This is a genomic window from Enterococcus asini ATCC 700915 (genome assembly GCF_000407365.1).
Taxonomy (GTDB): Bacteria; Bacillota; Bacilli; order Lactobacillales; family Enterococcaceae; genus Enterococcus_C; species Enterococcus_C asini.
Window position 1 is genome coordinate 1760363 of the sequence record NZ_ASVU01000001.1, and the last position, 26745, is coordinate 1787107.

Here is a 26745-nt window from a genome sequence, read left to right on the forward strand (position 1 = left end):
GGTGACACCATGATCATCCAACCCTTAAGTAAGATACGAGCCAAATTGGGTCGTTACTATACACCACTGCTTTTTATCCTGTTTTTCCTAGGAGTATTCGGGATTGTCTATCCTAGTGTGCGCCAGCAAAAGGTGGACTATCAGGAAGGCCAAGTGGTCAATGAAAATATTCGGGCCAATAAAACCGTTGAGAATACGGCGGCCACGGAGCAAAAGCGTAAGTTGGCGGCCGAGGCAGTGACCCCGGAGTATACCTTTCAAGAAGACATTGCCACCACCCAGTTTGACCGGGTGAAGCGCTTGTTTGACTTGGTTACGACGGTTAACAGTGATTTAAAGAAAGAATACGAAGAAAAGAAAAAGGCCGATGATGCGACCATCGCGGCTCCTTCCGTGGAAGAACACGTGGCGGCTTTGAAGAAGAAATTCGAGAAGTTAGACGTGGACGACGTTAATTTTTACCAACAGTTTTCCAATGATTTCTATCAAAATCTCTTTTCCCTGTCTGCAACTGATTTGACCAATACACGGAATCGAGCCTTGTCACTTTTAGGAGACATCATGGAGCAACACATTCGTGAAAGCAATTTGACGGATGTGAAAGACGACGGCATCAAACAAGTTGATCAAATGGCGATTGGGGATACAGCGAAAAGCGTCATTACCGACTTGGTTAATACGGGAATCGTGGTCAACGAGTTCCTAAATGAAAAAGTTACGGAAGAAAAACGGCAGACGGCTCGTTCTGCGGTGCAACCGGTGATGATCTACCAAGGGGAAATCATCGTCAGAGAAGGTTCCCAGATTGACGCTAGCGCCATTGAAAAGCTACGACTTCTAGGTTTGACGAGTCAAAATGGCTCGATTTTCCCAGTGTTAGCCATGGCGATTGCCGTCTTGTTACAAATTATGGTGTTGCTGTATTTTGGTCGGCAACTTTCTACGAGAGACAAACGACAAGAGTTTTATTCCTTTTATAGCTTTGCCATGTTTTTAAGTGTGGCCATGATGAAATTCTTCCAGTTGTTTCAAAGTGAACAGATTCAGTATATTCCCTTGTTCTTCCCAGCAGCCTTTGTGCCTTTAGTGTTGAATCTCTTTATGAATCGGCGGTCGGGGATTTTATCCGCCTTGTTCCAAGTAGTGGCGGCGATTTTCGTCTATTACGATTCCATCGGGACCAACTTGTTGACCACGATTTTGGTCACGTACTTATTTGCCGGTTTAATGGGCACGATTGTGAAACGGCAACGAATCGCCTATCAGGGCTTCCCGGCGGTCATGTGGTTGATCGTTTTTCCAAGTTTGATGAACCTCGTCTTGGTAATCTTCCAAGGCCTGAGTTTTTACGAGGGAAGTACGTGGTTGACTTTGATCTGTGGTGTGGCCGGCAACGTCTTAGGGTTCTTATTGACCATGGGCTTACACCAATACATCGAGTTATTGGTGACGGATGATTCGGCGATTGTCTTAAATGAATTGAGTAATCCGAACCATCCACTATTGAAGAAACTCTTAGAAGAAGCCCCGGGGACTTATCACCACAGTATGATGGTGGCCAATCTTTCCGCCAATGCAGTAGCGGATATCGGCGGACGTTCCTTGATGACGCGAGTAGCTTGTTACTACCATGATATTGGCAAGTTGAAGCACGCCAATTTCTTTGTGGAAAATCTACCAACAGGGGCGGAAAATCCCCACAACTTCTTATTACCAGAAGACAGTAAGCAGATCATCTTCGGTCACGTGACCGATGGAGCGAAGATTTTAGAAGACTATAAAATGCCGCGGATGGTAGTCGATATTTGCTACCAACATCACGGTACGACCTTGATGAAATTCTTCTATGCGAAAGCCAAAGAACGCAATTCTGAAGTAACGGAAGCAGATTTCCGTTATCCTGGGCCTAAACCCCAAACTAGAGAAGCCGGTGTGGTCAGCATCGCGGATAGTTGTGAAGCAGCCGTGCGAGCCATGGACCACCCGACAAATGACAAAATTCAAAAATTCGTGCATAATCTAATTGTCGATCGGATTATCGATGGTCAATTGGATGACAGTGGTTTGACGATGAAAGAAATTCGCATCGTGGAAAAATCCTTGGTGAATGGCTTGTGTAGTACCTTCCATTCCCGGATTAAGTATCCAAAGATGAAATCCGAAGCCGAGAAGATGAAAGAAGAACAAGAAAGAAGCGAAGCCTAATGGACATTATGTTTGTTGACGAAACCCATAGCTTGTCGCCAGATAAAATACAGGCAATCGATGACCTGTTGCAATTTGCGGCAACGCAGCTCCAATTACAAGAACCCATTGAAATGTCCGTGACTTTTATGGACAATGCAGCGATTCAAGAAATCAATCGGGACTATCGTGGCAAAGACGCCCCCACAGATGTGATTAGTTTTGCACTGGAAGAAAGTGGGGAGGGAGAAGTCCCAGTGGTCTTTGACGAAGGAGAAAATCCGTTTCCTCGAGAGTTGGGCGACTTAATGATTTCCGTAGAACGAGCCAAGGAACAAGCGGAAGAATACGGTCATACTTTTGATCGGGAATTAGGTTTTCTGGCCTTGCATGGCTTTTTACACATTAATGGCTATGACCACATGACCCCAGAAGACGAAAAAGAGATGTTTACTTTACAAAAGGAAATTCTTGATGCTTATGGACTCAAGAGATAGAAATACAAAGAAGAACAAGGATTTCATCACGTCCGTGGAGTTTGCTTGGACGGGAGTGAAGACGGTCTTCAAAGACGAGCGCAATATGCGTAAACACGCTGTTTTAGGAGCGCTGGCGATTTTGGCTGGCTTGATCTTTCAACTGGGACGATTGGAATGGTTGTGGTTATTATTAGCCGTCTTTCTCGTGTGGCTCACAGAAATCATCAATACCATCTTTGAAAATGTCGTGGACATGTTCACGGAAGGACACTTTCATCCTTTAGGTAAGAAAATCAAAGACATGGCTGCGGGCAGCGTCCTTTTGACTTCGCTGTTTGCTTTACTAATCGCAGCCTTTTTGTTTTTGCCAAAGCTCTATCAATTTTTGGTAGGGTGAGATTAAGAAAAGAGGAAAAACATGACAGAACACAAATCAGGCTTTGTAGCCATTGTTGGCCGACCAAATGTGGGAAAATCCACGTTACTCAACCGGATTGTCGGACAAAAAATCGCCATTATGAGCGACAAAGCACAAACTACCCGGAATAAAATTCAAGGGGTTTACACGACACCAGAGGCTCAGTTGATCTTTATTGATACTCCAGGAATCCATAAACCACGGCATCGCCTGGGGGATTTCATGGTGGAAACAGCTTATAGTGCCATTCGGGAAGTGGACGCCGTTTTATTCATGATCGCCGCGGATCAAAAACGGGGTAAAGGGGACGACTTTATCATCGAGCGTTTGAAAGATAGCCATTCCCCGGTTTATCTCGTGATTAATAAAATCGACAAAGTTCATCCAGATGATTTATTAGGGATCATTGAAGACTATCGCCAACAGATGGACTTTAAAGAAATCATTCCGATCTCTGCTACGGAAGGGAACAATTTCGACACACTGATGACGACTTTGGTGGATCAAATGCCAGAAGGGCCTCAGTATTTCCCTGACGATCAAATTACGGACCATCCGGAATACTTCATCGTTTCCGAATTGATTCGAGAAAAAGTCTTGCTCTTAACCCGGGACGAGGTGCCTCATTCCGTGGCGGTAGTGGTGGACTCTATGAAGCGCAATGAAAACGACAAAGTCCATATTCAAGCTACGATTATCGTGGAACGAGATTCACAAAAAGGCATCATCATCGGCAAAGGTGGGAAGATGCTAAAAGACATCGGCACCAAAGCCCGACGAGACATCGAAACCTTACTAGGGGACAAAGTGTATTTGGAACTGTGGGTGAAAGTCCAAAAAGATTGGCGGGACAAACAAACCTACTTAACGGATTACGGCTATAAAAAAGAAGATTATTAAAAAAGGGCCGGGTCACACGTTGACCCAGCCTTTTTTCAACTAGGAGGTGAGCGCAGTGGAAGTGACGGAAACCAAAGGGCTGATTTTGTTTTCTCGGGATCATAAGGAAAAAGACAAGTTAGTCAAGATTTTTACCGAGAGTTATGGCAAGCAGATGTTTTTCGTAAAAAACGCCCACCGGAAGAACAATCCTTTGACGCCTGCTTTGATGAACTTCACGGAGGCCGTTTATTTTGGTGCCATTCATCCTGAGGGCTTGTCTTTCTTGAATGGGGCAAAAGAGGTGCAGCCTTTTCGCGCTATTCAGCAGGATATCTTCTTAACCGCTTATGGGACTTATTTATTGAATCTGGTGGATGCGGCCATTGAAGACCGGGTGTACGATCCTCATCTCTATGACTTTACCCGCCAAGCATTGACCCAATTAGAGCAAGGACGAGATCCTGAGATCATCACCAATATCTTTGAACTGCAACTGTTGCAACGTTTTGGGGTGACCCCACAATTGGATCACTGTAGTATTTGTGGGCGACAGGAGGGGGTCTTTGACTACTCCTCGAAATACGGAGGCGTCTTGTGTGAAAGGCACTTTGATCAAGATCTTCATCGCTACCACGCAGATCCCAAAGCCATTTATTTTGCTCGTTTGTTTCAAAATATTTCCTTTGAACAGATCAATCGCATTGAAGTCAAGCCTGCCACTAAAGAAGGCTTACGGCGCTTTTTAGACGCTTTGTACGACGAATACGTTGGTTTGCATTTAAAGAGCAAGCGTTTCTTGGATCAAATGCAAAACTGGTCTGGGATTTTGCGGAAGGATTCGGAAACGCCGGATGAAAATCTTTGAAGCTTTTCATTGACAAGTCTTAGGGTTTGTCGCTATTATAATAAGTAATTGAAGAGATGCGTGGAACAAAAGATGAAAATGCAAAACAACGAAGCGATTCCGGGAGGGTGGAAGCCGGATTTGGGCACATTTTCGGGGCATTTGGGAGCATCAAAGAATGAAAGTTGTCAGAGCAATAGGCTCTGAAAGTAGAGTGGGACCGCGGATATTTCGTCTCTACGTTTGTCTATTTGAGTAGGCAGACGTAGAGACTTTTTGTTTACCGGGAAACCGGAAATTTGAAAGGAGCAATACCATGACCAAAAAAATGACCGTCCAAAACATTATTCAAACCTTGCAAAAATTCTGGTCGGAAAATGGCTGTATGTTAATGCAAGCCTACGACACGGAAAAAGGTGCGGGAACCATGAGCCCTTATACTTTCTTACGGGCCATTGGACCAGAACCTTGGAATGCCGCTTACGTGGAACCTTCACGACGTCCAGCAGATGGCCGTTACGGTGAAAACCCGAATCGTCTGTATCAACACCACCAATTCCAAGTGGTAATGAAACCTTCTCCAGAAAATATCCAAGAACTGTACTTGGAAAGTTTGCAACTTTTAGGTATCGAACCATTGGAACACGATATCCGTTTTGTGGAAGACAACTGGGAAAATCCTTCCATGGGCTGTGCCGGCCTTGGTTGGGAAGTCTGGTTAGATGGGATGGAAATCACCCAGTTTACCTACTTCCAACAAGTAGGGGGGCTAAATTGTAAACCGGTGACTTCCGAGATTACCTATGGCTTGGAGCGCTTGGCTTCTTACATCCAAGAAGTGGAAAGTGTCTTTGATTTGGAATGGACCGATGGGGTTAAATACGGGGAAATCTTCCGTCAACCGGAGTACGAACACTCCAAGTATTCTTTTGAAGTCAGCGACCAAGACTTCCTCTTGTCAAACTTCGATCGTTTCGAAGCAGAAGCCAAACGCTGTATCGACCAAGATTTGGTACATCCGGCCTATGACTATATTTTAAAATGCAGCCATACCTTTAACCTATTGGATGCTAGAGGTGCCGTGTCTGTGACAGAGCGGGCAGGGTATCTTGCGCGAATTCGAAACATGGCTCGGGCGGTAGCGAAACTCTTTGTGGCAGAACGGGCTAAATTGGGGTATCCATTGCTTGATCCCGCCGCAGCGGCAGCATTGTTAGAGGAGGAAAAATAAGATGGCAAAAGATTTATTATTAGAAATCGGCTTGGAAGAAATGCCCGCCCATGTGGTAACGCCAAGCATGAAACAATTAGAAACAAAAATCACCGCCTTTTTAGACGACAATCGCTTGAGTTTCAGCTCGATTAAGGCATACTCCACCCCTCGTCGTTTGGCAGTGTTGGTTTCAGAAATCGTGGACAAACAAGAAGACATCCAAGAAGAAGTCAAAGGTCCCTCAAAAAAAATCGCCCTAGATCAAGAAGGCAACTGGTCCAAAGCGGCCCAAGGCTTTGTCCGGGGTCAAGGCGTGACCACAGATGATATCACGTTTAAGGAATTAAAAGGGGAAGAATACGTCTACGTGACCAAGTATATCCCTGGAAAACCTGCCGAAGAAGTTTTAACCGACTTAACCCAGGTCATCACTTCTTTGACATTCCCGGTGACCATGCACTGGAACCAATACGATTTTGAGTACATCCGCCCGATTCACTGGATTGTAGCATTACTTGATGAAGAGATTATTCCTTTGCAGATTTTAGACGTAAAAAGTGGTCGCGCTTCTCGGGGTCATCGCTTCTTAGGCAATGATTTAACTTTTGCCACAGCGAAAGAATACGAAGAAAAACTAGCGACGGAATTTGTCATCGCGGATCCTATGAAACGGCAAGAAATGATTACCGAACAAATTGCGGAAATCGCTGCTAAAGAAAATTTCGTGGTGAACTTAGATGTGGACTTGTTAGAAGAAGTCAACAATCTAGTGGAATACCCAACGGCTTTTGTGGGGAATTTTGCGGATAAATACTTGGCAGTGCCGGAAGAAGTTTTGGTGACGTCCATGAAAGAACACCAACGCTACTTCGACGTGCGCAATCAAGAAGGCCTTTTACTTCCTCACTTTATCTCCGTGCGTAACGGGAACAATGTGAAGTTGGAAAATGTGGCAAAAGGGAATGAAAAAGTTTTAACCGCTCGTTTGGAAGATGCGGAATTCTTCTACAATGAAGACAAGAAGCTGACCATCGATGAATTAGTGGAAAAACTGAAAAATGTTACCTTCCACGAAAAAATCGGAAGTATGTATGAAAAGATGCAACGGGTTGGCGTCTCCGCACAAATCATCGGGGAAACCGTGGGCTTAACCAATGAGGAATTGGAAGACTTGAAACGGGCTTCCGAGATTTACAAATTTGACCTTGTGACCAATATGGTCGGCGAATTCCCAGAACTACAAGGCATCATGGGTGAAAAATACACCCTCTTGCAAGGGGAAAAACCAGCAGTAGCCCAAGCGATTCGGGAGCATTACTTGCCGATTTCCAGTGAAGGGGAGTTGCCTGAGTCCAATATTGGGGCGGTTTTAGCCATTGCAGATAAGATGGACAGCTTGCAAACTTTCTTTGCTGCTGGAATGTTGCCATCTGGTTCCAATGACCCATATGCTTTACGCCGACAAACTTATGGAATCGTACGGATTATCGAAGCCAAGAGCTGGTACTTCCCATTGATTAAACTGCAACAAGCTATCGGCAAAAAGATCAATAGCGATGAAGCACGTTTCGGGATTCAACTGGCTAGTGGTCAAAAAGAAGTAGCGGACTTCTTCAAAGCTCGCTTACGACAACGGCTACACAGTGAAGACACGCGTCACGATGTCATCGATGCAGTGGTTAATTCTGAACAAGAAGACGTAACCAAACTCTTTAAAGCGGCGAACATCTTGAATCGTCACCTACAAGACGACAACTTTAAGACTTCCGTGGAAGCTTTGACCCGGGCGATAAACTTGGCGAAGAAAAATGAAGCCAACAGTGGCCACGTGGATCCAAATCTCTTTGAAAACGAATCGGAACAAGCTTTGTTCGATGCGGTAGCCGATTTGGAACAAAAATTCCCACGGCAAACCATGGAAGAAAACTACCAAGGGTTGATGGACCTACGTCCGGTTATCGAAGCCTACTTCGATGCCACCATGGTCATGGTGGATGACGAACGCATTCGCCGCAATCGTTTGAACCAATTGCAAATCATCGCCAAAATGGCGCTTGCTTTTGCTAGTCTAGATGAATTGCTAACGAAATAAAAAAATTCATAAGTAAAAGAGCCGTCCAAGGGAATTTCTCCTTGGGCGGCTCTTTGCTTGTAGAAATCACGATAACACTATGTGGCTACTGACACCTAACAGGGACAGTAGAGGTGCTTATAAAATAATCTTCAATAAGATCGGAATGTAAATCATGTACAACAAGACGGAATAACCTAAGCTAGAAGCGGCATAATCTTCGTCTGCTTGATAGTTCCGAGCCAAAATCGGAATCGAATTTTGCACGGGCATGGAAGACTGAATCATAAAGACACTGAGCATCAATGCTGGTACTGGGAAGACAAAGCCTAGTCCCCAGACAATCAATGGGGAGATGACAAAGCGACCGATTAGCACCCCTAGGATGTCTTTGTTGAATTTTAAATTGGCTAAGCCGTTACTGTAGACGATGATGCCGATGATAAACATGGACAAAGGGGTGGTCAAATCGGCTAAATAACCACCGAAGTTTTGCAAGAAGCTCGGTACCGGGCGCGTGGTCATCACCCACAAAAGACCAATGATAAAGCCCATTAAGGCTGGTGTCAGAACTTTTTTTAGCAAGACCACAGGGTGAAAAGAAAGTCGTTGTTGCTCGATTTCTGGGTTGTCTTGGGCCATGGTATAAATACCGATGGTCCAAAAGAAAGTGGTGTTGACGATGTAATACAGCAAAACGTAAGGAATCGCTTTTTCCCCGAAGACGGCCAGATTAATCGGCAGGCCGATAAAAATCGTATTGGAGCAAGTAAACATGGTAGAAAACGTTCCTTGCCGTGTCTTTGAAATATGAAAGAGCCGGCGGTAGAGTAGACTGATCAAAAAAGTCGCTGCCATGGACAGCAAAGGAATAATCATCCCGGAAAACAAGGAGAGAAACTCATCTCGGGAGAAATTTTCGGTCATGTTTAAAAACATATTGAAGGGCAGTGCGAGATTCAGCACCAATTTGGAAAAGGCGTCGGCGACTTGATTGTTGAACCACTGTTTGTAAGAAAGAAAATAGCCGAGAAACATCAAGGCAAAAATGGCAAAAATATTAATATACGCTTGTAGCACGGGGCAGTCTCCTATCTGTCTTTATGATTAACCAAAGTCAAAAAGAAAACCTCCTGTGACTTGCGGCATCACAGGAGGTCAAAAAGTTATTTCTTACCGGTTTGTTTGCCGGCATTGCGACCAGCGCCATTGCCATTAGTGTTACGATTGCGATTTGCTGGTTTGTTTGTCGGGGTCACATCTTTTGGCTCAACCGCTTTTTTCGGTGCAGTGACGACGACTTTTGGTGGGTTTTGTTTCATCTCCGCTTGGATTTGCGCTTTGATTCGTGGTTTCATGATGACGTTGGTGATGTACGTTTGCAAGCAAGCAATCAGACCACCGACCACCCAGTACAAGGTAACACCTGCAGGGGCGTTAATGGAGAACATCACGATCATCAAAGGAGAAGCAAAGGACATCATGCGCATTTGTTTCTTTTGCTCTTCCGGCACACCAATCATGCTGATGATACTTTGCAAGGCGTACAAAACACCGGAAATAATCACGAAGATCATGTTTGGATGACCTAGGTCGATGCCAAAGAAAGTCGCGTTTTGTAAGAGTGGCGAGTAACGAGCCGTGGTGTACAGGGCCGAGAAAATCGGCATTTGAATCAGGAGTGGGAGACAACCCATGCCCCCAAACATGCTAACGCCATTTTCTTTGTAGACCGCGTTCATTTCTTGTTGTGCTGCCATTTGTTCTTCTTGGGTAGTCGCCGCTTTTAATTTGGCTTGAACCGCATCTAGCTGAGGTTTGATGTACTGCATCTTTTCTGATTGGGTCAAACTTTGTCGGGATTGGTGAATCCCCAAAGGCAAGATGATGAAGCGTACGATCAAAGTGACTAAGATAATCGCCCAACCGTACTGATTGACACCACCGACCAAATCCGCCAGCATTCCCAATAAACTATTTAAGGGTGCGACTAAGATTTTGTACATAAAACTCCCGGTATCCGGGGTGCCATCGGATTTCATCTTGACACAGCCGGACAAAAAGAGCAATAACATCAGCATACCGGAACCCAGCAGCCAATTCTTGATTTTTTTCATGGATTTCTTCCTTTGCTTAAGTAAATTTTACACAAGAACAATCATACTAAAAAAGCCCCGAGATTTCAACGGCTTCACGAAAAAGTCAAAAACTGGGTAGTGGGTTTCTGGCTAGGATTAGCGGTAGGTGACTTGGAAACGGGTGGCGGAAAAGGCGGGAATTTCTTCAATGGACAAGCTGGTCACTTTGCCTTGAGGAGAGGGGGACTTGCGAATTTCCGCGATAAAATCTGCCATTATTTTCTCAGGTCCTTGGGCTTCAATGGTTACGGAGCCGTCTGCTTCATTCCAAACCCGACCTAAAACGCCTAAGCGATCGGCCACCATCTTGGTCAAGTAACGAAAACCGACCCCTTGCACGCGACCTTTTACAGTCAAGCGGACACTTCTCATGGGAAAAACCTCCTTTTTAATGGTGTGATTTCTTTCATGATACCGTTTTTTTTACTTTCCAACAAGAGTGCTCCCTTGTTCTGTGCTATAATTTGGCAGAAGTCTGAAGACAGGAGAATCGCCATGAAAGAAATACAAGGGGTGAAAAACCCATTGATCAAAGAACTACGGAAATTGCAACAAAAGAAATACCGGGAAAAAGAAGGCCGCTACTTAATGGAAGGCTTTCACTTGGTGGAAGAAGCACTAAGGGCCAAGGCTCCGGTTGAATTGCTTTTAGTAACACATAAGGGCTTAGCTGAGTGGGGCGAGTGGCTAGACCAGCAGTCCGTCACCCGGTATTTAGTCAGTGATGAGGTGATGAAGAGCCTTTCAGATTTACCTACCCCTCCTGGAATCATGGGAATCTTGACCAAAACAGAAGCGGGGAAAGTGGACTTTACAGGGCGTTGGTTGCTTTTAGACCGGGTGCAAGATCCCGGCAATGTGGGAACCATGGTACGCACGGCGGATGCGGCAGGCTTTGATGGCGTCGTCTTAGGTCATGGCTGTGCAGATTTGTACAGCACGAAGGTCTTGCGTAGCACCCAAGGAAGTCAGTTTCATCTTCCTGTGGTGCAGCGAGCCTTGCCAGAAGTCATTGAAGCTTTCCGCAGCCAAAAAATCCCGGTATACGGTACCGAGTTAAACGAAGCGGCCAAAGGGTTTCAAGAGGTAGCCCCAACGGCTAATGTGGCATTGGTCATGGGCAACGAAGGCCAAGGGGTCGCCTCAGAAATCCTAGCTTTAACGGATCAAAACCTGTATATTCCCATTTACGGCCAAGCGGAATCTTTAAACGTAGGCGTGGCCGCGGGCATCTTGATGTATCACTTTCGTAGCTAAGTTTTAAAGTTATTGTTAAATCCTGCGCAAGCGTTGTCTTTTCCTGGAAGACAGGTGCTATACTGTATCCAGTTACAGGAGAACATTCAACCTAAAAAGGTGGCTTATAAGTATATGACCGAAAAATGGGAAAAGGATCCGGAGTATTTAAGCTATGTTGAAGATTTATTAGCAACGGAAGCTGTTCAAAAATTAGCCAATTACACACAACACGTAAATTCTACCCGCTTGGAGCATTCTCTAAGCGTATCCTATTATAGTTACAAATTAGCAAAAAAATGGGGTTGCAATGCCCGGGCAACAGCCCGCGCTGGCCTTTTGCACGATTTGTTTTACTATGATTGGCGCACGACGAAGTTTGACGAAGGTAGCCATGCCTACATGCATCCCCGGATTGCTGTGAAGAATGCCGAAAAGATTACCGAGCTTTCTGATTTGGAACGGGACATCATTTTGAAGCACATGTGGGGGGCAACAATCAACCCACCAAAGTACAAGGAAAGTTACATCGTTACCATGGTGGACAAGTACTGTGCGATTAAAGAAGCCTCAGAGCCATTCTCTGCTTCTGTACGAAACAAATGGCACCACTGGTTTTCTAAGAAACAATCCGTCTAATAATTAAAAAACGCCTGGAACGATTTCGTTTCAGGCGTTTTTCGTTTAATTGAAGAACATGATAATCGAACTTAACACACTAACGGCCATAATCAGTGTAACCACGACTAAGTGGCGTCTTTTGTGTAGCATTAAGATGGCGATGTATTCCCGTAAAAAGGCATTAGGGAGGTAATAAAAAGCGGTCTTAGCGCCTAGACCATCCGCCTTTAGCCCCGCTTCTCGGGCGTACATCCCCGCCCGAAAAATATGGTAATTATTCGATGTGAAAATGGCTTGATAGCCTTCAGGACTGCGCTGTTCCATAATGGCTTTTGAAAAGCGCATATTTTCCAAGGTATTGGTGGATTTGTCTTCCAGTAAGATGTCTCCTTCTGGAACGCCTTGACTTAAGGCATAATTTTTCATGGCTTGAGCTTCACTGATTTTTTCATCTGACCCTTGGCCTCCAGACATGAGCAGTTTGGCTTCTTTTTTAGTTTTTGCCAACTGTCGCCGGTAAAAACTAATGGCTGTATCAATTCTACGAGCCAGTAGTGGGGTTACGCGTTCTCCATCGATTAAGCCTGCTCCTAAAGCGATGATGTAGTCTTGCCGGTAACGAGGATGGTTGAATTGATACAGAACCGATACCGTTAAGAAGTTTAAAAAGGCCACGGCAAAGTAGAGCATGATGAGCGGCAGTCCAGAAAATAAGCTTGTAACCCAAGTGGGCAAGTTTTGGGCGATAAAGAGATCGTAAATTAAAACTACGGTCAAGAAAATGGCCAACAGTAAGGTCAAAAGATTCGGCAGGGAGCGGCGTTCTTTCTTTAGGACAACGGCGGCATTCCAATATAGGAAAATCATTAAGCTGAAGATGCCGAAGAATCCAAAGAGCAAAAATAGCGCCAGGGCGCCAATCAACAAACCAAATGCAATCGGGTCGCTAGTAACCGAAACGTTGTAAACTAAGTAAGTTCCAAAAACCACGACAAAACTGTTGAATAAAAATCCGTTAACCAGGCGTGTCTTGTCTCTGAAGTACATCCATAAAACAAAAGTCAGATAGCCTAAAGGGATGAGGATAAAGCAGGAGCCGTGCATAATTTCCAAAATCAGCAAATACACGGAAAGACTGATTAGCGCCCAAATCATGCTGAAAAAGAAACGGTCTGGATCATCTTGACCCTTGCGCCACTTTAGCACTAGTATCAGGCCGATAAAAAAAAGAAGGATAAAAAGAATAGCAGGTATGAAATTGGTCATGAAAAAAACTCCTTTGGCAGGATTGTGTAAGAATCTGTTCCTAGTATAACAAACTTCTGGCTTTTGCTCACTGGAAAAACGGCTCTCGGTGTCTGATTTGCATTTTTTCGGGTACAATAGAAGAAAATGTAAGAAAAGGTGAGATGACATGGAGTTTGATGAGGTTAAAAGAGTTCATTACCCAGCATTTACCGTAATCGGCAAATTGGGGGAAGGATTAGCGGAAGACGGGCCTTCTTGGGTGCCGCCTTTGTGGCAGTTAGCCAATGAGCATTTTGAAGAACTGGCCAGTGTAGTTAAGGAAGATGGCGTACCGACGTTTCATCTTTGGGGCTTAATGAGTGATCAATCCAGTTGGTTGGCTCCTTGGCAAGAAGTCGGGCGATACTTAGCCGGGCTGGAAGTCCCTGGAGATACGCCAACGCCAGAAGGCTGGATTCGCTGGGAAATGCCATCTATGGAATACTTAACCGTCAAAACTGACGTTGACAAACTAGGAGAGACCATGGAGTTGATGTTTACCAAAGTATTGCCGGAAAATAATCTGGAACTAGTAGCGGCAGTGCAAGAGTACTACGAAGCAGACTTCGGCCCCGGAGAAGTCGTGTTATACTTTCCTATTGCTAAAGAGTAAAAAAAGGTTCTGCGCAGGAAGCGCAGAACCTTTTTGGTTTATGAGAATAATCCTTGGAAAAAGTTTTTGATACTACGGCCGGCGATGACGAAGAAGTTGGCTTTTTCCACGCTAGCAGTAGTTTCGATAGCACTGGTAGAAGCGGTATTGTCGCTTTCTTCCAAGTAGCCTAAGTCATCTTCAGTCAAAGCTACAGTGGCGGTACCGACTTCGGTGTTCTTTTCCACCGGTGCGGTTAATTCTTTGTCCTTGGCGTTTTTATTTAATTCAGGGGTAATGGTGACCTTGCTCTTATCCATGTCGCTGCGAACCCACAGTTTTACGGGATCTTTTAACGCAACTTTAACAGTGAGCTCTTTGCCGTCTTTAACTGCCAAGGTCTTCAAGTCAGGAATCTGACTATCGGCTGCGACGACTTCTTCTTGTTTCCAGTTGTCGAATGTATAGTCCATCAATTTGCTAGTTTCCACGAAGCGAGCACTAGGGTCTTCTGCATGATTTGTAGCATTTAAAACTACGGTGATGATTCGTTGCCCGTCTTTTACCATGGTACCTACAAAACAAGCACCAGCTAAATCCGTCGTCCCTGTCTTCAAGCCATCCACGCCTTCTTTGTAATTCAAGAAGCCAGGCAGCATCCAGTTCCAGTTGACCATTTCCACTTCTGAAGTGGTACCAGCGGCGAACGTTTCGGTAGGAGTGCTACTGATTTCTAAAATATCAGGGAAGTCTTTGATCAAATGACGAGCCACGATGGCTACATCTTTGGCAGACATCAAGTTTTCATCATCTTTAGCAGTTCCAGGATAGATGTTGTCTCCTAGGTAGGAGTTATTCAAACCAGAAGAGTTTACCAAAGTGGCATCGGTAATGCCCCATTTTTTGACTTGTTCCCGCATCATGTCCACGAATTTCGGTTCGCTACCGGCAACTTTTTCCCCGAGAGCCATAATCGCTGCATTCCCAGAAGCAATCAAACTCGCGTGGAAGAGTTCTTTGACCGTGTAATCTTCGCCTACGTTTAAGGCCACGTTGGAAAGGTCAGGGGTCACAGAGAGGTCGGCGGCGGCTTGGGAAATCGTTACGGGATCATCCCAGGAAAGTTCGCCGTTTTTAATTTTTTCTTCTACAATATATAATCCGATGATCTTCGTCACCGAAGCGATGCCCATGGGAGTGTCGGCGTCTTGTTCATAAAAAATCTTTCCGGTTTCGAAATCAACGGAAAGAGCAGCTTTACTGGCTACCTTGAAATCCGTTTCGGCAGCGTGTACCTCTTGCATTGGTAAGAGAGCGCCGATGGTCATTGCCAAGGCCAGTAGAGTAGTAATCAAAAAACGAAATCTTTTTGTCATAATGAAGCTCCTTTAATAGTATCGACATGTAGTGCATTCAACAACAAATTTTAGCAAAGTTCAAAGGCACATTCAATCATTTCTCCGGGACTTTAAAAATAAAAAAACTACCGCAGAAAATTGCGGTAGTCAGATTCGACATAAACGATTCAAAAAAAGTAAATTAACGGCGGTGTTCGTCGCGGATTCGTACGGGAACTTTCTCCATTTGGCTTTCACTGTTTACGTATTGGAAAACCGCATAAGTGGAAATCCCTAAAACAAGCAAGAGTCCAATCAGGGAGAACAACGTGATAAATGTCATAAACATCGAAAAAACCTCCTTTTACCAGCAAATGACTGGCGACTGATTTTGACTAAGTGACGAAATACAACTCTACAAAACTATTGTAGCAGTTATGGACAAAAGAAACGAACAAAAGGTATTTTATTCTTCTGCCGAATTCAAAGGATAGCTAGTACCCTCGGTTTCATCATAGAAGGTGAGCTGCTCGCCTTTGTATTCAAAAATAATGGAGTACCCGAGACGATCCAAGAAAACCAGTCGTTGGGGACTTAATTCCACAATGGAAACCGGTTCTTGGCGATCTTGAAAGAGCAATTTGTACTCCGGGGTTACTGTAATCATTACCGGTCGTTGATGGGGCTTTTTTTGATAGGCCCATTGACCAACGTATTGTTTGTAGTAATCTTTCACCGCTGGCTGCCGGCGTTTCAAAACGATTGAACCGATGGCACCGGTGAGTAAAGACAGTCCTAAGAAAATTGGCACTCTTTTTTTCATGATCGTCACCTCAACTCCTTACTTGCTAATCAGTATAGCATGAGGCAGTGGGGACTTCCTCGGTCTTAGGGTTGATTTTAAAAGTTTTTTACGGGATGATAGGGCTATGAGGAAAAAGGTGAGCAAATGAAGTATCAAAATTGTGTGTTGGCGCGTTTTGTCAATCGGGACAATCGGTTTGTGGCCCGGGCTCGGCTAGCAGATGGCAAAGAAGTCGTCGTTCATGTGAAGAATACCGGTCGCGGAAAAGAAGTATTGCTACCGGATGCTTGGGTCAGCTTAAATTACTGTCCCAGCCCAAAGCGTAAGACGGATTATGATTTAGTAGCCGTGAAAAAGGGCAATCAGTGGATCAATCTTGATTCACAGCTACCCAATCACTTGGCTTATGAAGGTTTAAAGTCAGGCAAAATTGCGCTACCGGGAATTAAAGGGAGTTTGACGCTTTTAAAGCCAGAAGTCAAATACGAAACGTCTCGTTTTGATCTGTATTATGAAACGGATCAAGAAGAAAAAGGCTTTGTGGAAGTGAAAGGTCTGACCTTGGAAAACTTAGGCATTGGCGCGTTTCCCGATGCACCTACATTACGAGGGCAAAAACACGTTTTAGAATTAACGGACAGCCAAAAAGCCGGCTTTAAAAGCTATGTCTTGTTTATCGTGCAATTTGAGCATTTGCAACTAGCCACGATTCACAGTGAGATGCAGCCAAGTTTGCGAGATGCCCTTGACGCAGCTCAAAAAAGTGGGGTGCAGGTCTTAGCATATAATTGTCAAGTGACCCCGGAATGTGTCACCGTAAAAGAAGCAATACCTTTTGATTTGGATTATCCTTTTGTAGATCCTAATCAATAAAAATAAAAAAAGGAAGTGACCAAAATGCTAGCATTAGGTGTAATTGGAACCAACTGGATCAGTCATCAATTTGTAGAGGCGGCATTGGCCAGTGGCAAGTATCAATTAAAAGGGGTGTATTCCCGGAAATTAGCCACTGCAGAAGAATTCGGTGGAAAATACGAGGGCGAGTGTTTTTACGAGACGGACTTGGAGAAATTCTTTGCCCGAGAGTTTGACGTGGTGTACATCGCTTCGCCTAATAGTTTGCATTTTGCTCAGGCTAAAGCGGCTTTACTAGCAGGCAAACACGTCATTGTAGAAAAGCCAGCCTTTTCCAATCCGCAAGAAATGGCTGCAATCATCGAGCTGGCGAATCAACAAGGTTTGTTTTACTTTGAAGCCGCCCGCAATCTACATGAAAAAGCTTTCCGCAAAGTGGGGGACTTTCTCCCGGTACAAGAAGCCATCCTAGGAGCCAACTTCACCTATATGAAGTACTCTTCTCGTTACGACCAGGTTTTGGCTGGGGGAGAACCGAATATCTTTTCTCCGCATTTTTCCGGAGGCTCTTTGCAGGATTTAGGCATTTATACCTTGTATGCGGCTTTGGGCTGGTTTGGTATGCCAGAAGAAGTTCATTATTTTGCGCGGAAAATCGCCACTGGAGTAGATGGGATTGGCACGATCATCTTGCGTTACGATTTGTTTGATGTTACCATCCAACAAGGAAAGATTGCAGATTCCTTCTTGCCTTCCGAGATTTATTTGGAAAATGGGACTTTACTTTTAAGCGGGATTAATTCCTTTGAAGAAGCGACTTTTTATGACCGAGATTCCGGGGAAAAGCGGCCTTTGGATATCATGCAAGCGGCTAATCCGATGATTGAAGAAGCCCTAGACTTTGCTAAAATAATGAACCATCCCAAAGACCCAGAACTCGGCTTACGCTATGAAGAGTGGGTGGAATTGTCTCGGAATGTCAATGAGGTCATCTATCAACTGCGCAAACAAGCCCATGTGGTTTTTGACGCAGATACTACGAATGAAGAATGAGGAAAACTATGAACGTAACAGAATTTTCTGAGAGCTGGCAACAGCGCTGGCAGCAGAAATTTACTACTCCCACAGCCATCCAAGAAGCGGTTTTTGAACCTTTGCGCAAACAAGCCCATGTGGTGGGAATTTCTCCAACCGGTACCGGCAAGACGATTGCGTATTTATTGCCATTGTTGACCCAGGTCAAACCGAAAGAGGGCAGTCAGCTTTTAATCGTCACGTCTTCCCAAGAATTGGCCATGCAAGTAGCAACGGTAGCTCGGGAATGGGGACAGGATTTAGGCTTGAGCACTGTTTCCTTAATCGGTGGGGCCAATCTCAAACGCCAACAAGAGAAATTAAAAAGCCATCCAGAAGTGGTGGTCGGAACCCCTGGGCGCTTGGTGGAGCTCATGGACAGTCGCAAGCTAAAAGCCCACCAGATTCAAAGTGTAGTCGTGGATGAAGTGGACCAGATTCTCGGTCAAGGGGGCGAAGCGTTACTCCTACGTCTATTGAAGCACTTGAACCGGGACTGCCAGTTAAACTTTTTCTCAGCTACGGCAACGAATGTTTTGGCTCAGATTGAAAAGTTGTCGCCAAAACCTGTGACGGTGATAGATGTCACCACGGAAGACCGCAGTAAAGGGGTCACCAATCATTACTTTTTGCGGTATCCTTTGCGCCGGAAAGTCGATGCCCTGCGGCGAATTTTAAATCAAGAAGCCCAACCTTGTTTGATTTTCTTTAATCAAGTGGCCGAATTAGGTGCGGCGGAAGAAAAACTGCTGTACCATGGCCTGCCAGTGGCTTCTTTAGCCAGTGACCAAGGGAAACTGTTGCGGAAACAAGCCTTAGGTGCTTTTAGAGAGGGCAAGTGTAGCCTATTGAGTACCGATGTGGCTGCCCGAGGATTAGACATTGACGGCCTATCCTTAGTGGTGAATGCAGAATTGCCTGTGGATGCGGCTAGCTATCTTCATCGGGCAGGTCGCGTCGGTCGTATGGGAAAAACCGGTAGCGTGGTGACGATTATCGGGGATCATCAGGAAAAAGAATACAAAAAACTATTGAAGACCGCCGGCGTTGTCGGTGAAGAAGTCTTTTTATATGCAGGCCATTTTCAAAAAGAAAATCCTGAAACTACGCCTGTGTCCCATCAGGACAAGATCTCTGAGAAACGTCCTAAAAAGAACCGCAACCAGACCATTGCGTCACAGGATAAACCACGAAAAAAACTTAAAAAAACAACCAAAAGAAAGCCAAAAACAAAACAGAAAAGGCGCTCCTAAGCGCCTTTTTTTGTGTTAAAATTACTGTACGAAGTTAAAGGAATGAGGAGAAAGCCATCATGAATTCCCGGAAAGAAGAGATCTTGCATACGTTAGAATCCCGGAAGCAAGGAATGACAGCGGTTCAAATCAGCGAATTGCTAGGGGTTGCCCGCAGCAATGTGAGCCGTCATCTCAATGAACTTGCCAAGGAACGCCGGATTAAGAAGCTCAATGGTCGGCCAGTCATCTACGAACCATTAACGGAAGAAGAAGTCCACGTAGACGTGTCTTCTGCCGTGTCCTTTGACAGTCTGGTTGGGGAGAATGGTTCCTTGAAGGTTGCCGTGCAACAAGCGAAAGCGGCGATTTTGTATCCACCCCGCGGTTTACATACGATTATTTTTGGGGAGACAGGGACGGGTAAATCACTTTTTGCCGAGTGTATGTATCAATTTGCCTTGAGTTCCCATTCGATTGCCCCGGATGCGCCTTTTGTGTCATTTAACTGTGCGGACTATGCACAAAACCCTCAATTGCTTTTTGGGCATATCTTCGGTGTCAAAAAAGGTGCCTATACCGGAGCGGAAGCCGATCAACCCGGCTTGATGGCGGAAGCAGACGGGGGCATTTTGTTCCTAGATGAAATTCACCGCCTCCCCCCAGAAGGTCAAGAAATGCTTTTTACCTTTATCGACAAGGGAAGCTATCGTCCTTTAGGGGAAAGTGTTCAGACCTACGAGGCCTCCGTTCAGATCATCGGAGCGACTACGGAATCTTCGGATAATTTTCTAGCGACCTTTAAACGCAGGATTCCCGTTTCGGTGACTTTACCAAGCTTGTCCGAGCGAATGCTAGACGAGCGTTACGAAATCATCACTTTGTTTATCAAACAAGAAGCCAATCGTTTAAATCAACGGATTCAAGTGGAAAAAGATGCCATTATCGCCTTTATGCTCTATGATGCAGAAGGCAATATCGGCCAGGTGAAGCGTGATCTCAAACTCGTCTGTGCCAAAGCTTTTTTACACTATCGGACGCACAAGGAGCGAGAATTACTGATTCGTAAGGAAGACTGTACTTTGCAAGTCCAAAAGGGGCTTTTAAAAGTCAAAGAACAGTCCGACCGTTTGGAGCAGTTTTTAGCCGGTAAAGGGGAGTACTTAAGCTTTGAACCTGGGGAGCGGGAAGTCGTCTGGTCCCAGGATCCGGAGCGTAATATGCAAGTCTACAATGCCATTGAAGAAAAAGTCACCAACCTTAGTGAAACAGGTGTGGCCAGTATCGATTTGGAAAATCTGATTTTAAAAGACGTTAGTGCGTATTTTGAAACTTACGTGGAGCAACTGGCGGAACACTCGATTCACAAGGATTTGTTGCCACCAGATTTATGGCGTTTGACCAATCAACTCTATGACCTAGCGGAAAAACGCTTAGAGCGACATTTCAATGCCAAAGCCCGCTTTGCTTTTGCGTTGCACTTGCAGAGTACATTGGAGCGTTTAAAAGACGGGCATACCATCGTCCACCCGGATTTAAACAATGTGCGGAAAAACTTAAAGAAAGAATTTCAAGTCGCCTTAGATTTGTCCACGATTTTAGAAGAGGAATGTCATGTGGAGATTCCCTTTGATGAAATCGGCTTTATCAGTATGTTTTTATCGATTCAAGTATCGGAGGCGGATAAACCCGCCGACAAAGGAGTCGAAGTGGTGGTCTTAATGCACGGGAAACTGACCGCTACAAGTATGCTGGAAGCCGCCCAAGAATTATTGGAAACGACCAGTGGCGTGGGGATGAACATGCGCTTGGACATGGAAGTGCAAGAGATGTATCGCTTGTTACTGGACTATGTTTTATCAGAAAAAGAGCACTTGCAAAACGGATTGCTACTATTAACGGATATGGGCTCTTTAAATTCCTTTGCCGATTTAATTTACAAAGAAACCGGTATCCGCACGAAGGCCATTTCCATGACCAGTACCATGATTGTGGTGGAAGCATTGCGGATGGCGGATGCTGGCCGTAGCTTAGAAGACATCTATCAAAACATCCGCCAGTCGTTTCGGGCGATTATCAAAGAAAATGGCCAATTGCATCAGAGCACGACTAAGTTGAAAAAAGCGGTAGTGGTGACTTGCTTTACCGGCGAAGGGGTAGCCCACAAGCTATTCCAACGAATCGAGCCCATTGTCAATCAAGCCGAGGTGGAAATTATTCAGATGCAATTCATCGAACGGGGAGTCTTTATCCAACATATTGATGAACTCCTAGATGAGTATGAAATCAAGGCGATTTGTGGCACAGTGGAAATTCAGTATCAGAATATTCCCTTCTTCTCCGCTTACGAAGTCTTTGACAATGAAGGCATTAAATTGGTGCAACGGGTGATTTCCGATGAAGTACCGATTAACAAAATTGCGGCATCTCTAAGCAATACGTTAACGGAAATCGAGGACGTCAACAGCTTGCTGTATCGTTTGCAAAAGAGTCTACGTTCGATTCAAGATCAAATTCACGCCATCGTCGAACCAAACGTTGAAGGGGGCATGCTGATTCACATCGCCTTTTTAATAGAAGGATTATTAAAAGGAGAGGCTACCCGGACCTTTGCGGACTTAGGTGCCTTTAGCAAAAAATATCGGATTGAAAACGATGTGGTCACGACACATCTGATGCCTTTGGAAAAAGAATACCAGATTGTTATCCCGGAAGACGAAATTGCCTTTATTACCCAGATGTTTTTGGAAAATAAACTGCAATCCGCGATAACGTTTACACAGAAAACTAGTGTGTAAACACCGAAAATCTAGTGTGTAATCAAAAGGTCTAGAGCAAAACCTTGTTTTATGAGGGTTTTGCTCTTTTTTTTGTCATAAAAAAGTTGGCACGCTTCTTGCATTATAATTAAGTGTAAAAAATATTAGAGAGGAGTGAGGAAGAAATGGCGAAAAAAACAATTATGTTGGTTTGTTCGGCGGGGATGAGTACCAGTTTGTTGGTAACAAAGATGCAAAAAGCTGCAGAAGAGAAAGGTCTTGAGACTGATATCTTTGCGGTATCCGCATCAGATGCAGACAACAGCTTAGAAGAGAAAAATGTGGATGTTTTGCTTTTAGGCCCACAAGTCCGCTTTATGAAAGCTCAGTTCGAACAAAAATTGGCGCCAAAAGGAATTCCTTTGGATGTCATCAATATGGCCGATTACGGCATGATGAACGGGGAAAAAGTTTTGGAACAAGCCGAAAAATTGATTGGCGATAAATAATAGCCAAATCAAGCGCTAGAGGAGGAAGTATTCGTGGAAGATCAACAAAATTTAGAAGCCATCATGGGCTTAATCATGTATGGTGGCAATGCCAAAAGTGATGCAATGGAAGCGATTCAAGCAGCTAAGCAAGGTGATTTTGCATTAGCAGATCAAAAAATTGCGGACGCTGAAAAGTCATTGACTGAAGCGCACCATGCGCAAACGGGGATGTTGACCCAAGAAGCGCAAGGAGATCACGTACAAGTGACACTTTTGACTGTTCACAGCCAAGACCACTTGATGACATCTATCGCTTTTACTGATTTGGCAAAAGAAATCATTGATCTGTACCGTCGTATCGACGCAGAATAATGAAAAGCAGTACAAAAACACGATTGTTGGTCTTCGTGTTTTAAAGGTTGATATGAAGAAGTAATTCTTTCATATAAAAAATATGTTTCATAGGAGGATAAAAATGGATGGATTAACAGCTTGGATGGAGAAACACATCCTTCCGGTAGCTGCGAAAATCGGTGCGCAAAAACATTTAGTTGCACTCCGTGACGCCTTTATCGGTACAATGCCAGCAACAATGGCCGGTGCGGTCGCCGTAATGATCAATGCAATTATTCGTGATTTACCGACACAGTTTATTGACGGGTACGATGGAAATTCGATTCCAGTTATTCGTGAAATTATTGGTGTCAACGGTTATGTATGGAATGGTACATTAGCCGTAGCCGGATTGATCTTTGCTTTTTCTTGGGGTTACAACTTAGCCCGGGCTTACAAAGTAAATGACTTAGCCGGTGGTATCGTTGCCTTGGCTGCGTTCTTGCAAGGGGTTGCATTCTCTTACACGAACACTTTGGCAACAGAAGTTCCTCAAAGTGTAGTAGATACAATCAATGCTGGTTCTGCTGACACTGGTTGGTCTGCAACAGTTGACGGTTTGACTGTCGGCGGTTGGGGCTGGTTGAAACTTGGTCACTTGGATGCGAATGCTTACTTCACCATCATGATCATCGGTGCTTTGGCAACAATCATTTACGCAAAATTGATGTTGGCAAACATTACCATCAAAATGCCAGATTCAGTGCCACCTGCAGTATCAAAAGCCTTTGCCGCTATCTTACCAGCAGCAATTGCTTTGTATGTAGTAGCAATCATTAACTTCATCGTAGGTAAACTTTCAGACGGTCAATTGTTGATCGACTTGATTCAAAAATTCATCGCGGAACCATTCTTGAACCTATCTCAAGGTTTCGGAGCATTGGTTATCGTTCAGTTGTTTATTCAAATCTTCTGGTTCTTCGGGATTCACGGTACCAACGTAATGGCACCGGTTCTAGAAGGTATCTGGGGTGTTGCCCAATTGTCTAACGTAAACATTTACCAAAATGGTTACGATGGCTTGAAAGGTTTGGATGCAATCTATGCCGCTATTGAAGACGGCAAAGCTTACTACTGGGTACGTGGTTCCTTCGACGTATACACCATGTTTGGTGGTTCCGGTGGTACCATGGTACTCTTGTTGGCAATCTTCTTCTTCTCAAAACGGGCTGATTACTTGACCGTTGCGAAATTGTCAATTGGACCTGGTATCTTCAACATTAACGAACCAGTTATGTTTGGTTTGCCAATCGTATTGAATGCGATCATGGTAATTCCATTCATCGTAGCACCACTTGTAACAACTGCTATTGGTTACTTTGCAACTACCGCTCACTTGGTAGCGCCAGTAACACAACAAGTAGTTTGGGTAGTTCCTCCAATCTTGATGTCATTCTTGGCAACAATGGACTGGCGGGCACCAATCGTTACGATTGTGTGTATGGTTGTGGCGTTCTTCATCTGGGTACCATTCGTTATCTCTGCGAATAAGATCCAAGAAGGCGAATAAGCACCTTTTAGAAACTGCCCCGTCCTTTGAGGCGGGAGCGGTTTCTTTCTTTTCTAATTTCGTTTATACTAGATTGTAGTGAACGTACCATAAAAGGAGGAAGTATCATGATTTCAATTTCAAGTGCAATGCAACAAGATGCAATTAAAGAATTATTAGAAGGCTATGGCGAAGGGGACTTTACCTACAGCTTTAAAGAAAAAAAAGGAATTAAAATGTTTTTTGAAGTAACTGGAGATCCAGAGGCAGCAGCAGCGAAAGCAAAAGCGTTGATCAAAGCGCAACCTTGGGGTTCTGTCTTGTATTTCCAATCCGTCCCAGCGTAACTTTTGAAAGATAGGAATGATGACAATGGATAAATGGGGGCTAGGATTGTGTAGTGTGGGGTTGTTGATTACATTACTCAGTACAGATGCAACGAATATGAATTGGGATTTCCTTAGTCTGGTGACTGGAATCACCTTTATTGTGGCAGGAATTGTAATGGTTCGTAAGAGTGCCAAAAAAGCGAAGTTAAAAGATGGAGGAAAATCATCATGAAAATCGAAAAAACATTGAATATACCCGCCGAGTTTTTTTACAACAAGGTAATCGATTCGGTAATCTTTGATGTGCGTCAAGCAACCGGAAAAGACCTTACTCGCAAACAGCTGAAAAATTTTGAATATGTGAAGACTTTTTCAAAAAACAGCCGGGCGAAAATCAAGATCGATGAGGTCGTTGAAAATCAAACCTATCAATTCAAAACGTCCACGACCAAGAATGACTTCGTTGCTCGTTATGACATTGAACCGTTGACCGACTCTAGCTGTAAGGTATCTTACACCGAAACGATGAAGTCCTTTGGTTTTATGCAACAGATGAATGACATGGTCCTGGGAATCGTCGTGGGGATGTTTAAACGGCGGCATTTCAAGAAAATGTTGACTATGATTGAACAATCTTACTAAAGGGGTCGTAATGACGCCTTTTTTTATTTTTTTGTGAGGTGAAATGTGATGTCAGAGATTAGACAAATGGGAACAGAATCCCTACGAGACATGCTGAATATCGTGGCTTACGCTTTTCAGTGGCAGCTTTCTGAGCGAAATGTACAACGCTTTACGTCTTTAGCGGCAAATTCTTGGAACTATGGTTCCTTTGATGAAGAGGGGAAGCTAGCCAGTCAAGTGATGGCTACTCCTTTTCAAGTAGACTTGTTTGGAGACCAACACACTATGGCAGGAATTGGCTTTGTGGCGACTTATCCGGAATACCGGAGCCAAGGGCGGATTGATCGTATCATGAAGCAATTATTGGCGGACTGTCGCAAGGAAGGAGTCACACTTTCTTACTTAGCGCCGTTTTCCTATTCCTTTTATCGCCGTTATGGCTATGAGTTGACCTTTGAGCGAGCAGTCTATGAAGTGCCTGCTATGGAATGGCCGGATTCGCTTAAAGTTCCTGGGACAACCCGTCGTCTTTTATGGGAGAGTGCCCAAGAAGTACTGCACGAGCTTTATCAAAAAGCACCTCGGCATCACAAAGGTGGCTTAGTGCGAGCAGCTTGGTGGGAAGCGTTCAAGTTTCCATTGCGTAAAGACTACCAATATGCAGTGTACTACGATGAACAAGGAGTACCTCAAGGGTATCTGGTCTATCTTTTGGAACCCGGTCTATTGACCATTGCGGAGTGGACATGGCTAACAGGAGACGCTTATCGAGGGTTGAATCGCTTTGTAGCTTCCCATAAAGGATCCGTGGCCAAAATCAGTTACGATGTGGGCTTCGATGGACACAATTTACAATTTTTAGCTGCCAATCCCATGGAAGCGTACTGTGTACGTCCAGAAATGATGGCCCGAGTGGTAGATGTGGAAAGTTTTCTAAAAAACTCTAAAAAGGTTCAAAGCCTTCCTGCAAGTCTGGCTATTGAAATTCATGATGACCATTATGCACCGTGGAATAATGGCATTTTCCAGTTGCAAAAACAAGGGGATACGGTTCAGGTAGAGATGGTAGAAAGTACGGAGCTACCAGTATTACGCATGACGATTCAGCATTTTACCCAGTTGTTTATGGGCTATTTGACACCGGAAACTTTAGTGGCTTATGACTTTTTAAAGACGGATGAAAAGCTTTTAACAGACTTCAAAGCCATTCTGCCAACAGAAAAACCGATCTTAGAGGATTACTTCTAAGCAAAAATGAATACAAAAAAGACGCCTTTTTTGATAAAAAGGCGTCACAAACGTCCCCGACTGGAATCGAACCAGCGACGTTTCGCTTAGGAGGCGAACCCTCTATCCTACTGAGGTACGAGGACAACAACGATTATTTTTACA

General features: G+C 44.4%; 28 protein-coding genes and 1 tRNA gene. 21 read left to right on the forward strand and 8 right to left on the reverse strand.

What is annotated here, in order from left to right:
- Positions 1 to 9 precede the first annotated feature (9 nt).
- The 7 genes from I579_RS08515 (at position 10) to glyS (ending at position 8112) form a co-directional block, all read left to right on the forward strand.
- Complete coding sequence (locus I579_RS08515; protein ID WP_010754014.1) at positions 10 to 2205, forward strand: HD family phosphohydrolase; 2196 nt, start codon at positions 10 to 12, stop codon at positions 2203 to 2205.
- Positions 2205 to 2681: an rRNA maturation RNase YbeY gene (gene ybeY, locus I579_RS08520; protein ID WP_010754013.1), complete on the forward strand. Its 477-nt coding sequence runs from the start codon at positions 2205 to 2207 to the stop codon at positions 2679 to 2681. The genes I579_RS08515 and ybeY overlap by 1 nt, the downstream gene beginning before the upstream one ends.
- Entirely contained in the window at positions 2665 to 3060 is a 396-nt protein-coding gene (locus I579_RS08525) for a diacylglycerol kinase family protein (RefSeq protein WP_174270009.1), read from the forward strand. The genes ybeY and I579_RS08525 overlap by 17 nt, the downstream gene beginning before the upstream one ends.
- A gap of 21 nt (positions 3061 to 3081) precedes the next feature.
- Complete coding sequence (gene era / locus I579_RS08530; RefSeq protein WP_010754011.1) at positions 3082 to 3981, forward strand: GTPase Era; 900 nt, start codon at positions 3082 to 3084, stop codon at positions 3979 to 3981.
- Positions 3982 to 4036: 55 nt separating this feature from the next.
- Positions 4037 to 4828 carry a DNA repair protein RecO gene (recO, locus tag I579_RS08535; protein WP_010754010.1) on the forward strand — a complete coding sequence of 264 codons (792 nt, stop codon included), beginning with the start codon at positions 4037 to 4039 and terminating at the stop codon, positions 4826 to 4828.
- 295 nt (positions 4829 to 5123) lie between these two features.
- Positions 5124 to 6038 (forward strand): glycine--tRNA ligase subunit alpha, encoded by a 915-nt coding sequence (glyQ, locus tag I579_RS08540; protein ID WP_010754009.1) that lies wholly within the window; start codon positions 5124 to 5126, stop codon positions 6036 to 6038.
- Between the two features lies 1 nt (position 6039).
- The gene (gene glyS / locus I579_RS08545) at positions 6040 to 8112 is read left to right on the forward strand and encodes a glycine--tRNA ligase subunit beta (protein ID WP_010754008.1); all 2073 of its coding nucleotides are present in this window, start codon (positions 6040 to 6042) and stop codon (positions 8110 to 8112) included.
- A gap of 117 nt (positions 8113 to 8229) precedes the next feature.
- Here the strand turns inward: glyS and I579_RS08550 are convergent, their stop codons facing one another.
- From I579_RS08550 to I579_RS08560, 3 genes are all read right to left on the reverse strand, one after another.
- Positions 8230 to 9171, reverse strand: a complete 942-nt coding sequence (locus tag I579_RS08550; RefSeq protein ID WP_010754007.1) for an AEC family transporter — start codon at positions 9169 to 9171, stop codon at positions 8230 to 8232.
- An 86-nt stretch (positions 9172 to 9257) separates the two neighbouring features.
- Entirely contained in the window at positions 9258 to 10208 is a 951-nt protein-coding gene (gene yidC, locus I579_RS08555) for a membrane protein insertase YidC (RefSeq protein ID WP_010754006.1), read from the reverse strand.
- A 117-nt stretch (positions 10209 to 10325) separates the two neighbouring features.
- Positions 10326 to 10601, reverse strand: a complete 276-nt coding sequence (locus I579_RS08560; RefSeq protein WP_010754005.1) for an acylphosphatase — start codon at positions 10599 to 10601, stop codon at positions 10326 to 10328.
- Between the two features lie 123 nt (positions 10602 to 10724).
- Between I579_RS08560 and I579_RS08565 the strand changes: the two genes are divergently transcribed.
- Positions 10725 to 11486 (forward strand): TrmH family RNA methyltransferase, encoded by a 762-nt coding sequence (locus I579_RS08565; protein WP_010754004.1) that lies wholly within the window; start codon positions 10725 to 10727, stop codon positions 11484 to 11486.
- Between the two features lie 114 nt (positions 11487 to 11600).
- Positions 11601 to 12104, forward strand: a complete 504-nt coding sequence (locus I579_RS08570; RefSeq protein ID WP_010754003.1) for an HD domain-containing protein — start codon at positions 11601 to 11603, stop codon at positions 12102 to 12104.
- Between the two features lie 45 nt (positions 12105 to 12149).
- Here I579_RS08570 and I579_RS08575 read toward each other — a convergent pair whose 3' ends face one another.
- Positions 12150 to 13352: a YdcF family protein gene (locus I579_RS08575; RefSeq protein ID WP_010754002.1), complete on the reverse strand. Its 1203-nt coding sequence runs from the start codon at positions 13350 to 13352 to the stop codon at positions 12150 to 12152.
- 148 nt (positions 13353 to 13500) lie between these two features.
- Between I579_RS08575 and I579_RS08580 the strand changes: the two genes are divergently transcribed.
- The gene (locus I579_RS08580) at positions 13501 to 13986 is read left to right on the forward strand and encodes a GyrI-like domain-containing protein (protein ID WP_010754001.1); all 486 of its coding nucleotides are present in this window, start codon (positions 13501 to 13503) and stop codon (positions 13984 to 13986) included.
- A 38-nt stretch (positions 13987 to 14024) separates the two neighbouring features.
- On the opposite strand, the gene I579_RS08585 is transcribed toward I579_RS08580, so the two are convergent.
- The 3 genes from I579_RS08585 to I579_RS08590 form a co-directional block, all read right to left on the reverse strand.
- Positions 14025 to 15341: a serine hydrolase gene (locus I579_RS08585; protein WP_010754000.1), complete on the reverse strand. Its 1317-nt coding sequence runs from the start codon at positions 15339 to 15341 to the stop codon at positions 14025 to 14027.
- 163 nt (positions 15342 to 15504) lie between these two features.
- Positions 15505 to 15651, reverse strand: coding sequence for a hypothetical protein (locus tag I579_RS12910; RefSeq protein WP_010753999.1), 147 nt, complete (start codon positions 15649 to 15651; stop codon positions 15505 to 15507).
- A 117-nt stretch (positions 15652 to 15768) separates the two neighbouring features.
- A complete protein-coding gene (locus I579_RS08590) occupies positions 15769 to 16125 on the reverse strand; it encodes a DUF4828 domain-containing protein (protein ID WP_010753998.1) in 357 nt (118 codons plus the stop codon).
- Between the two features lie 126 nt (positions 16126 to 16251).
- Between I579_RS08590 and sfsA the strand changes: the two genes are divergently transcribed.
- The 11 genes from sfsA to I579_RS08645 all read left to right on the forward strand — a co-directional run bounded on the left by sfsA (position 16252) and on the right by I579_RS08645 (position 26601).
- Positions 16252 to 16980, forward strand: coding sequence for a DNA/RNA nuclease SfsA (gene sfsA / locus I579_RS08595; protein ID WP_010753997.1), 729 nt, complete (start codon positions 16252 to 16254; stop codon positions 16978 to 16980).
- A 24-nt stretch (positions 16981 to 17004) separates the two neighbouring features.
- A complete protein-coding gene (locus I579_RS08600) occupies positions 17005 to 18015 on the forward strand; it encodes a Gfo/Idh/MocA family protein (protein WP_010753996.1) in 1011 nt (336 codons plus the stop codon).
- A gap of 8 nt (positions 18016 to 18023) precedes the next feature.
- The gene (locus I579_RS08605; protein WP_010753995.1) at positions 18024 to 19289 is read left to right on the forward strand and encodes a DEAD/DEAH box helicase; all 1266 of its coding nucleotides are present in this window, start codon (positions 18024 to 18026) and stop codon (positions 19287 to 19289) included.
- 59 nt (positions 19290 to 19348) lie between these two features.
- Positions 19349 to 22066, forward strand: a complete 2718-nt coding sequence (locus I579_RS08610) for a sigma-54-dependent transcriptional regulator (protein WP_010753994.1) — start codon at positions 19349 to 19351, stop codon at positions 22064 to 22066.
- A 146-nt stretch (positions 22067 to 22212) separates the two neighbouring features.
- Positions 22213 to 22536 carry a PTS sugar transporter subunit IIB gene (locus tag I579_RS08615; protein WP_010753993.1) on the forward strand — a complete coding sequence of 108 codons (324 nt, stop codon included), beginning with the start codon at positions 22213 to 22215 and terminating at the stop codon, positions 22534 to 22536.
- 33 nt (positions 22537 to 22569) lie between these two features.
- Positions 22570 to 22890: a PTS lactose/cellobiose transporter subunit IIA gene (locus I579_RS08620; RefSeq protein WP_010753992.1), complete on the forward strand. Its 321-nt coding sequence runs from the start codon at positions 22570 to 22572 to the stop codon at positions 22888 to 22890.
- Positions 22891 to 22993: 103 nt separating this feature from the next.
- Complete coding sequence (locus tag I579_RS08625; protein WP_010753991.1) at positions 22994 to 24421, forward strand: PTS sugar transporter subunit IIC; 1428 nt, start codon at positions 22994 to 22996, stop codon at positions 24419 to 24421.
- A gap of 107 nt (positions 24422 to 24528) precedes the next feature.
- The gene (locus I579_RS08630; protein ID WP_010753990.1) at positions 24529 to 24747 is read left to right on the forward strand and encodes a hypothetical protein; all 219 of its coding nucleotides are present in this window, start codon (positions 24529 to 24531) and stop codon (positions 24745 to 24747) included.
- Between the two features lie 16 nt (positions 24748 to 24763).
- On the forward strand, positions 24764 to 24961 hold the full coding sequence (locus I579_RS08635; RefSeq protein WP_118340473.1) for a DUF3188 domain-containing protein: 198 nt from the start codon (positions 24764 to 24766) through the stop codon (positions 24959 to 24961).
- Positions 24958 to 25371, forward strand: coding sequence for a DUF3284 domain-containing protein (locus tag I579_RS08640; RefSeq protein ID WP_010753988.1), 414 nt, complete (start codon positions 24958 to 24960; stop codon positions 25369 to 25371). The genes I579_RS08635 and I579_RS08640 overlap by 4 nt, the downstream gene beginning before the upstream one ends.
- Positions 25372 to 25419: 48 nt before the next feature.
- Positions 25420 to 26601, forward strand: coding sequence for a GNAT family N-acetyltransferase (locus I579_RS08645; protein WP_010753987.1), 1182 nt, complete (start codon positions 25420 to 25422; stop codon positions 26599 to 26601).
- Between the two features lie 51 nt (positions 26602 to 26652).
- On the opposite strand, the gene I579_RS08650 is transcribed toward I579_RS08645, so the two are convergent.
- A tRNA-Arg gene (locus tag I579_RS08650) sits at positions 26653 to 26726 on the reverse strand.
- Positions 26727 to 26745: the final 19 nt, after the last annotated feature.

Excerpts from the sequence above, each read along its gene's own strand:
- I579_RS08515 (WP_010754014.1), top strand. The coding sequence starts at position 10 with ATGATCATCCAACCCTTAAGTAAGATACGAGCCAAATTGGGTCGTTAC.
- ybeY (WP_010754013.1), top strand. The coding sequence starts at position 2,205 with ATGGACATTATGTTTGTTGACGAAACCCATAGCTTGTCGCCAGATAAA.
- I579_RS08525 (WP_174270009.1), top strand. The coding sequence starts at position 2,665 with ATGGACTCAAGAGATAGAAATACAAAGAAGAACAAGGATTTCATCACG.
- era (WP_010754011.1), top strand. The coding sequence starts at position 3,082 with ATGACAGAACACAAATCAGGCTTTGTAGCCATTGTTGGCCGACCAAAT.
- glyQ (WP_010754009.1), top strand. The coding sequence starts at position 5,124 with ATGACCAAAAAAATGACCGTCCAAAACATTATTCAAACCTTGCAAAAA.
- glyS (WP_010754008.1), top strand. The coding sequence starts at position 6,040 with ATGGCAAAAGATTTATTATTAGAAATCGGCTTGGAAGAAATGCCCGCC.
- yidC (WP_010754006.1), bottom strand. The coding sequence starts at position 10,208 with ATGAAAAAAATCAAGAATTGGCTGCTGGGTTCCGGTATGCTGATGTTA.
- I579_RS08560 (WP_010754005.1), bottom strand. The coding sequence starts at position 10,601 with ATGAGAAGTGTCCGCTTGACTGTAAAAGGTCGCGTGCAAGGGGTCGGT.
- I579_RS08565 (WP_010754004.1), top strand. The coding sequence starts at position 10,725 with ATGAAAGAAATACAAGGGGTGAAAAACCCATTGATCAAAGAACTACGG.
- I579_RS08570 (WP_010754003.1), top strand. The coding sequence starts at position 11,601 with ATGACCGAAAAATGGGAAAAGGATCCGGAGTATTTAAGCTATGTTGAA.
- I579_RS08575 (WP_010754002.1), bottom strand. The coding sequence starts at position 13,352 with ATGACCAATTTCATACCTGCTATTCTTTTTATCCTTCTTTTTTTTATC.
- I579_RS08580 (WP_010754001.1), top strand. The coding sequence starts at position 13,501 with ATGGAGTTTGATGAGGTTAAAAGAGTTCATTACCCAGCATTTACCGTA.
- I579_RS08585 (WP_010754000.1), bottom strand. The coding sequence starts at position 15,341 with ATGACAAAAAGATTTCGTTTTTTGATTACTACTCTACTGGCCTTGGCA.
- I579_RS12910 (WP_010753999.1), bottom strand. The coding sequence starts at position 15,651 with ATGTTTATGACATTTATCACGTTGTTCTCCCTGATTGGACTCTTGCTT.
- I579_RS08590 (WP_010753998.1), bottom strand. The coding sequence starts at position 16,125 with ATGAAAAAAAGAGTGCCAATTTTCTTAGGACTGTCTTTACTCACCGGT.
- sfsA (WP_010753997.1), top strand. The coding sequence starts at position 16,252 with ATGAAGTATCAAAATTGTGTGTTGGCGCGTTTTGTCAATCGGGACAAT.
- I579_RS08600 (WP_010753996.1), top strand. The coding sequence starts at position 17,005 with ATGCTAGCATTAGGTGTAATTGGAACCAACTGGATCAGTCATCAATTT.
- I579_RS08605 (WP_010753995.1), top strand. The coding sequence starts at position 18,024 with ATGAACGTAACAGAATTTTCTGAGAGCTGGCAACAGCGCTGGCAGCAG.
- I579_RS08610 (WP_010753994.1), top strand. The coding sequence starts at position 19,349 with ATGAATTCCCGGAAAGAAGAGATCTTGCATACGTTAGAATCCCGGAAG.
- I579_RS08615 (WP_010753993.1), top strand. The coding sequence starts at position 22,213 with ATGGCGAAAAAAACAATTATGTTGGTTTGTTCGGCGGGGATGAGTACC.
- I579_RS08625 (WP_010753991.1), top strand. The coding sequence starts at position 22,994 with ATGGATGGATTAACAGCTTGGATGGAGAAACACATCCTTCCGGTAGCT.
- I579_RS08630 (WP_010753990.1), top strand. The coding sequence starts at position 24,529 with ATGATTTCAATTTCAAGTGCAATGCAACAAGATGCAATTAAAGAATTA.
- I579_RS08635 (WP_118340473.1), top strand. The coding sequence starts at position 24,764 with ATGATGACAATGGATAAATGGGGGCTAGGATTGTGTAGTGTGGGGTTG.
- I579_RS08640 (WP_010753988.1), top strand. The coding sequence starts at position 24,958 with ATGAAAATCGAAAAAACATTGAATATACCCGCCGAGTTTTTTTACAAC.
- I579_RS08645 (WP_010753987.1), top strand. The coding sequence starts at position 25,420 with ATGTCAGAGATTAGACAAATGGGAACAGAATCCCTACGAGACATGCTG.